The organism is Planococcus sp. A6 (assembly GCF_028823615.1).
GTDB lineage: Bacteria > Bacillota > Bacilli > Bacillales_A > Planococcaceae > Planococcus.
On record NZ_JAPEHT010000165.1, the window covers coordinates 1 to 5,943 of the forward strand.

9 protein-coding genes are annotated in these 5,943 nt (G+C 48.2%); 2 read left to right on the plus strand and 7 right to left on the minus strand.

The window, feature by feature from the left end; all coding sequences use genetic code 11:
* Positions 1-3: 3 nt before the first annotated feature.
* Positions 4-1,497 carry a leucyl aminopeptidase gene (locus ON064_RS16635; protein ID WP_274625644.1) on the minus strand — a complete coding sequence of 498 codons (1,494 nt, stop codon included), beginning with the start codon at positions 1,495-1,497 and terminating at the stop codon, positions 4-6.
* Positions 1,498-1,631: 134 nt separating this feature from the next.
* Between ON064_RS16635 and ON064_RS16640 the strand changes: the two genes are divergently transcribed.
* The gene (locus tag ON064_RS16640; protein WP_058381190.1) at positions 1,632-2,105 is read left to right on the plus strand and encodes a divergent PAP2 family protein; all 474 of its coding nucleotides are present in this window, start codon (positions 1,632-1,634) and stop codon (positions 2,103-2,105) included.
* Positions 2,106-2,159: 54 nt separating this feature from the next.
* Here the strand turns inward: ON064_RS16640 and ON064_RS16645 are convergent, their stop codons facing one another.
* From ON064_RS16645 to ON064_RS16670, 6 genes are all read right to left on the minus strand, one after another.
* Positions 2,160-2,489: a YuiB family protein gene (locus ON064_RS16645; RefSeq protein ID WP_058381191.1), complete on the minus strand. Its 330-nt coding sequence runs from the start codon at positions 2,487-2,489 to the stop codon at positions 2,160-2,162.
* A gap of 150 nt (positions 2,490-2,639) precedes the next feature.
* Positions 2,640-2,768: a YuiA family protein gene (locus tag ON064_RS16650; protein ID WP_167456537.1), complete on the minus strand. Its 129-nt coding sequence runs from the start codon at positions 2,766-2,768 to the stop codon at positions 2,640-2,642.
* A 155-nt stretch (positions 2,769-2,923) separates the two neighbouring features.
* A complete protein-coding gene (locus ON064_RS16655; RefSeq protein ID WP_274625645.1) occupies positions 2,924-3,427 on the minus strand; it encodes an NUDIX domain-containing protein in 504 nt (167 codons plus the stop codon).
* A gap of 59 nt (positions 3,428-3,486) precedes the next feature.
* Entirely contained in the window at positions 3,487-4,701 is a 1,215-nt protein-coding gene (locus tag ON064_RS16660) for an NAD(P)/FAD-dependent oxidoreductase (protein WP_121301118.1), read from the minus strand.
* Positions 4,702-4,886: 185 nt separating this feature from the next.
* Positions 4,887-5,249, minus strand: coding sequence for a HesB/IscA family protein (locus tag ON064_RS16665; RefSeq protein WP_121301093.1), 363 nt, complete (start codon positions 5,247-5,249; stop codon positions 4,887-4,889).
* Between the two features lie 79 nt (positions 5,250-5,328).
* The gene (locus tag ON064_RS16670) at positions 5,329-5,565 is read right to left on the minus strand and encodes a NifU family protein (RefSeq protein ID WP_058381195.1); all 237 of its coding nucleotides are present in this window, start codon (positions 5,563-5,565) and stop codon (positions 5,329-5,331) included.
* An 83-nt stretch (positions 5,566-5,648) separates the two neighbouring features.
* Between ON064_RS16670 and ON064_RS16675 the strand changes: the two genes are divergently transcribed.
* Positions 5,649-5,943: YuzD family protein (locus ON064_RS16675; protein ID WP_274625646.1), on the plus strand; the 295-nt coding region annotated here is incomplete at its 3' end.

Below are 5,943 nucleotides of genomic sequence, written 5' to 3' on the forward strand. Positions count from 1 at the left end.
TTTTTATTTCTTATTGCCTAACTTTTCCACAAATAACGCCAGTGTTCTTACCATGGCGCCAGTGCCTCCAGCAGGGCCCAAGTCATGCGCTGCATCGGCGTGCGAAGTTCCGGCGATATCTAGGTGGATCCACGGCGTGTCGCCGACGAACTCGCCGACAAAGCCGCCGCCGAAGATCATGTGGCCGTCGCGCCCGGGTGAATTGTTCAAGTCGGCCACATCACTTTTGCGCAGCCGCTTTTTGTCGCTTTCCGTGAGCGGCAATTGCCAGACGAACTCTCCTGTTTTCTTCGAGACGTCCAGCAATTTTCCGTAAAACGCGTCATCGTTCGTCAACGCGCCCGTTTTGTCTTTGCCGAGCGCGACGATGACGCCGCCTGTCAATGTTGCCACATCCACCACTTGGCTTGCGCCGAGCTGTTTGGCGTACGTGACAGCATCCGCCAATACCAAACGCCCTTCTGCATCGGTATTGAGGATTTCGATAGTCTTGCCGCTCATCGACGTGATGACATCATCAGGTTTGAAGGCATTGCCTGACACCATATTGTCAGTAGAAGCAATGACAGCCACCACGTCCTTGTCCGGCTTCAGTTCGCCGATGACACGCATTGCACCCAGCACAGCCGCTGCTCCGCCCATATCCCCTTTCATCCCGACGATGCCGTCTTTCGGCTTGAGGGAATAACCGCCCGTATCAAATGTAATACCTTTACCGACGAGTGCGAGCGGGGCTTCGAAACTGTCTGTCGCTTTGTATTTCATGACGATTAGACGCGGTTCTTCAACAGAACCTTGGTTGACTGCAAGCAACGCGCCCATGCCGAGCTCTTCAATTTCGCTGCGCCCGAGGATATCCGTTTCAAATCCGTAAGCTTCGCTAAGCTCTTGTGCATATTCAGCCATTGCTGTTGGCGTCAGGATATTCGCGGGCATATTGACGAGCGTTCTTGCTTCATTAACTGCTTCCGCATGAACTGTGCCAACGAAAGCCGCCTGGCGAATAGCATCGGCCGGCTGGTCTGTGAGAAAGCTCAGCGATTCCACACGGTGATCCACTTCGTTGGAATTGGTCTTATAATCGGCAAAGCGGTATACACCCATTTGGATACCCTCAGCCGCTAGGTGCGCGACTTGTTCGCCGTTCACTTCCCCATTCTCGAAAGAAGCTGTATAGATGGCGGCATGGCGAATTTTTTCTTTGACCAGCTGCTTTCCTGCGATGCCGAACGAACGGCGCAAATCATCTTCCGACAATTTTTTGCGGTCGCCGATCCCGACAAATAACACACGCGGGATATCGCCTTTTAAAGTAGGATAAATGCTCAGGGAGTTCGAATCGAATGACAAGCCGCCTTTGATCCAATCAGCAAGGCGTCCGTCAAAGCGCTTCTCCAAGCCTTTCCAGCCATCCGCATTTTCGGGATGGCGGCTCAAGCCGACGATTAGAATTTCTGCTTCGTTCTGTTCTGTGGGTTTCAATACATTGATTTCCATACGTATCCTCCTTTTAACTGCATATCCAGTGTAACATTACTTCGGCTTCCGGAATAGCTTGACAAAGCGCGTGTTACCACAGGCATATGGTATACTTTCTGTACGGAATTTAAGTGGAAGGGGCTGCTTGCCAAATGGAACTCTTATCCAATACGCCATTAATGATTGCGTTGTTCGCGATTTTTTTCGCCCAATTCGTTAAAATTCCCATTCAATATGCGGTCACTCGGGAATTGAATTGGGGGCTTTTCACATCGACTGGCGGAATGCCGAGTTCTCATTCTGCTGCGGTGACCTCCCTAACGACTGCGGTCGCTTATGAGGCAGGCATTTCATCCACGGTATTCGCGGTGTCCGCCTTGTTTGCGGTGATCACCATGTATGACGCGACAGGAGTGCGTTTTCAGGCTGGACAACAGGCATTGACAATCAATCGCTTGCGCCAGGATTTGAATAATTTCATGGAAGAAACCCGTAAATGGCCATCGAAAAAAGAGGAAGAGAAAATCGAGGAGCTCAAAACGCTGCTCGGCCATAAACCGAGTGAAGTGTTCATGGGGGCGCTGACAGGGATCGCCCTGTCCGTCGTCTTCTATAGCATGCTCTAGAAAAAAAGCCGGCCCGCAAATTGCGGACCGGCTTTTCTTTTTCTATAAGCGGCATCAAAACATTTGATACCCCATCTTGCGCAATATTTTCATGACGATTCCAGAAGTGACTGCGCCGAGGAAACCGGCCGTCAGTACGGCAATATCGCTGCCCGTCAACGAACGGATGGTTTCCCCAAGCATCGAAAAGGACTCGCCTGGGGCGGTAAAGTAATCAAATACACCGACATCATCAATGACGAGCAAGATGACAACCGGATACACGACCGCCATTAGCCACGTCATGCGCAGCAGCATGTTCAGCAAAAAGCCGATGCCGAAAAACATCACGTAAAAAAGCAAGATGGAAATGATCAATTGGACAATGGTAAATGAACTGTTCATGGACTCTAACCTCCGTTATTCCTTTCCTCAGTTTACCCGAAAGACAAAGCCCTTTCAATGTGGAGGAACAGTATTCATGACTTTGTCACAGAAGCCCTGCCCATATAAAAAAGAGCAGCTATCGCAGCTGCTCTTTCATATTTTCACAGTTTATTTGTTTTTCCCGGATCCTGAACAGCAGGAGCACGTTTCGGAGCCGCCCAACCGTAGTTGGAAATATCCTTGGCCCGCGCAGTATGGGCAATGGGTTGCAGTAGTTCTTTTCTTGAAGACTGTCATTCGAAACACCTCCTCTGTTGTTTTTAATATTCTGATAATTGGTAATATATCACGTATCGCAAATCGCTGCAAATAAAAAAGGACGCCTTTATCTCCATTATTCTCTTTTATCCTTTATTATCCTATCTTTTTCTAAATTATCTGTTAATTAAAATCTAGTATTTATGCCGGAAAAACAGTTTATAGTCAGTGTAGCCAAAAATATGACCGGGGTCGACGTCTTCGATTGATTCGAACCCTTCCTCGACTATGTATGAAGCCATTTCATGTAGCATAACCGAGGCATCTCCATCTTCCGATAAGTCTTCAGGAGAGCGCCATGCAGCTTCGTAGAGCTCTTCTTGCTGCACTAGGATGTGTTGCTCGTCTTCAAGAGGACGCAGCAAGAATACCGCCATATTGTCGCTGATTCTTTCCTTGATGACTCCTGATCGAAAGCCGATCATACCAAGCACCGCACAGTCGATCCCGGTTTCTTCTTTCACTTCCCTCAAGGCTGCTTGGTCGACTGTTTCATCTTTTTCGACAAACCCTGCTGGCAATGACCATTTTCCGTGAAGCCCGCCGTAGCGCTTCTTGACGACGAGCCATTCGTTCCGTTGGTTGACGACCAGCCCGGCAGCACCGAGCCAAACATCTCCTCTTTTGCTTTTCGACATGAATCCCACTCCTTCAGGCTATGTGAAAAAAAGCCCCCCGCACCGGGAGGCTTTCATTTTTATAGTACGTTAAATTTACCTTTTTTCAAGACGAGGCCAGGGCCGCCAATCATGTACAAGGCACGATTGTCGATCATTTTCTTCATGAACGACGCACGTTTGCCTGTCACTTTCTTGCCAAAGACAACACCAATCGCATCTTCATCGCCAAGTGAGCAGACAGTTCCTTTCAAATCAGGAACAAACTCTTCCGTCGTCCCGTCGCCAGCAAGCGCTTTGATGTTTTTTGCAATGCGCTCGCCTTGCTGCATCGCAATTTGTGCAGTCGGCGGGTACGGACGGTTTGTTTCTTCGTTGATCATCAATGCGCAGTCACCGACGATGAATACATCGGAATAACCTGGCGCACGCATGTCTTTTTCGACTTTAATGCGCGCGCGCATGCTTTCGATGGATGTTTCTTCAATCAAACGGTTCCCACGGACGCCAGCTGCCCAAACAACTGTGCCAGCATAGATGAATTCAAACTCATCATCATTCTTCTTGATCTTCACGCCTTCAGGAGTCGCTTCAACGACAGGCGTTCCGATAGAGAATTCGATGCCTTTTGCTTGAAGATGGCCAACTGCATAATCTACCAATTCAGGATCGAATCCTGGCAAGACCATCGGTGCAGCTTCTACGCAGATGACGCGTACTTTTTCACGCGGCACGTCGTACTCTTTGCAAAGTTCTGGCACGCGGTTTGCAAGTTCTCCGAGGAATTCGATTCCTGTGAATCCGGCTCCGCCGACAACGATTGTCAAACGGCTGTCGTTCTTCACTTCTTCAGTAGACCATGTCGCAAATTGGAATTCGATGTGCTCGCGGATATAACGCGCAGCTTTTACATTGGCGATCGACAACGCATATGTGTCGAGGCCTTCGATTCCGAAAGTTTCCCCTTCAAAGCCAAGACCGATGACAAGATAATCGTATGTGAATTCTCCGTTGTCAGTCGAAACTTTTTTGCTGTCTACATCGATGCCTTCGACAGTGGCTTGAACAAAGTTCACTTTGCCGGTATCGATGACGTCTGCGATATCGTAGCGCACTTGTTCCGGAAGCAGTGTTCCTGCTGCCGCTTCATGGAGCCATGTGCTTTCGTAATGATATTCATTTTTGTTGATGAGCGTAATGTCCGCAGCGTCTGTCCCAAATTCTTTTTGCAGATTCACTACAGTGGTCAATCCACCATAGCCTGCACCTAATACTAATATTGACGGTCTTTTCAACACAATCGCAACCACCTTCAAGTCATTTTATGTACCGGAAATAATGAAACAGATTCCAGTAAACACCTATCCTCTATATTAGCCCTTTTGCAAATGCTTTTCAACAGTTGAATGCCCTTACACAAGATGCGCAACAAAAGCAAAAATTAAAAAAACCCGCTTTTGTCACAAAGCGGGTTCTTGCATCAGCAGTTTTCTGGTGTTCCTGCTTTTTTTGCGGTGCGGAAACTTGTGCCGCAGCCACATGAGGCGATAGCATTCGGGTTATCAATGGTGAATCCGCCACCCATCAAGGATTGCTTGTAATCCACTATAGTCCCTTGTAAAATCGGCGCATCTTCTTTATTGATCAAAATGCGGATGCCATGCTGTTCGTATTGATCGTCTGTTTCTGCCGCTTCCGGCTCGAAACCCATGCCATATGTCAGGCCGCTGCAGCCGCCGCCTTTTACAGCCACGCGCAGGAAAGATCCTTCCTCTTCGTTATGGCGCATCATTTCCTTCACTTGGAAAGAAGCGGCTTCTGTAATTTCTACAACTTGTGTCATCTACGTTCACCCTTTCTTTTCCATTTTGCTACCCGCATGGGGCAGACATAAAAAGGGACCTGCAAAAGGCCCCTGGATATTAAAAGACTTGTTCCACTTCAACGACGCCAGGAACTTCCTCGACAAGCGCGCGTTCGATGCCCGCTTTCAATGTGATTGTTGAACTTGGGCAGCTGCCACAAGCACCGAGTAAACGGAGCTTCACGATGCCGTCCTCTACATCCACCAATTCACAGTCTCCCCCGTCGCGCAAAAGGAATGGCCGTAATTTATCTAAGACTTCCATTACTTGATCTTCCATCATAGCTTCAGTCATTTCTATCGACTCCTTTCATTACAATCATTATAATGTGAATAAGCACAAAAAGCCAATAATGAATTTCCAGGAGGCCAATATCCATGACAAAAATCCCGAACATCGAAGTTTACGGAACCGACCAGATCTGCGCCAGCTGTGTAAATGCCCCGTCGTCCAAGGATACCTACGAATGGCTCGAAGCGGCGATCTCCAGAAAATACAAAGACCAGCCATTTTCAATAAGCTATATCGATATTGAGAAACCGTTGCAAGATGCAAAACAGCAAGAATATGCGGAGCGAATTTTGGAAGATGAGTTTTTCTACCCGCTCGTGCTGATCGAAGGTGAAGTGGTTGGTGAAGGCTATATTCAATTGAAGCCTGTCTACCAGGAGC

What these genes read in the sequence shown, in the direction of transcription:
- ON064_RS16645 (WP_058381191.1), bottom strand. Translation starts at nt 2,489, where the DNA reads ATGAACAGTTCATTTACCATTGTCCAATTGATCATTTCCATCTTGCTT.
- ON064_RS16670 (WP_058381195.1), bottom strand. Translation starts at nt 5,565, where the DNA reads ATGACTGAAGCTATGATGGAAGATCAAGTAATGGAAGTCTTAGATAAA.
- ON064_RS16650 (WP_167456537.1), bottom strand. Translation starts at nt 2,768, where the DNA reads ATGACAGTCTTCAAGAAAAGAACTACTGCAACCCATTGCCCATACTGC.
- ON064_RS16640 (WP_058381190.1), top strand. Translation starts at nt 1,632, where the DNA reads ATGGAACTCTTATCCAATACGCCATTAATGATTGCGTTGTTCGCGATT.
- ON064_RS16655 (WP_274625645.1), bottom strand. Translation starts at nt 3,427, where the DNA reads ATGTCGAAAAGCAAAAGAGGAGATGTTTGGCTCGGTGCTGCCGGGCTG.
- ON064_RS16635 (WP_274625644.1), bottom strand. Translation starts at nt 1,497, where the DNA reads ATGGAAATCAATGTATTGAAACCCACAGAACAGAACGAAGCAGAAATT.
- ON064_RS16665 (WP_121301093.1), bottom strand. Translation starts at nt 5,249, where the DNA reads ATGACACAAGTTGTAGAAATTACAGAAGCCGCTTCTTTCCAAGTGAAG.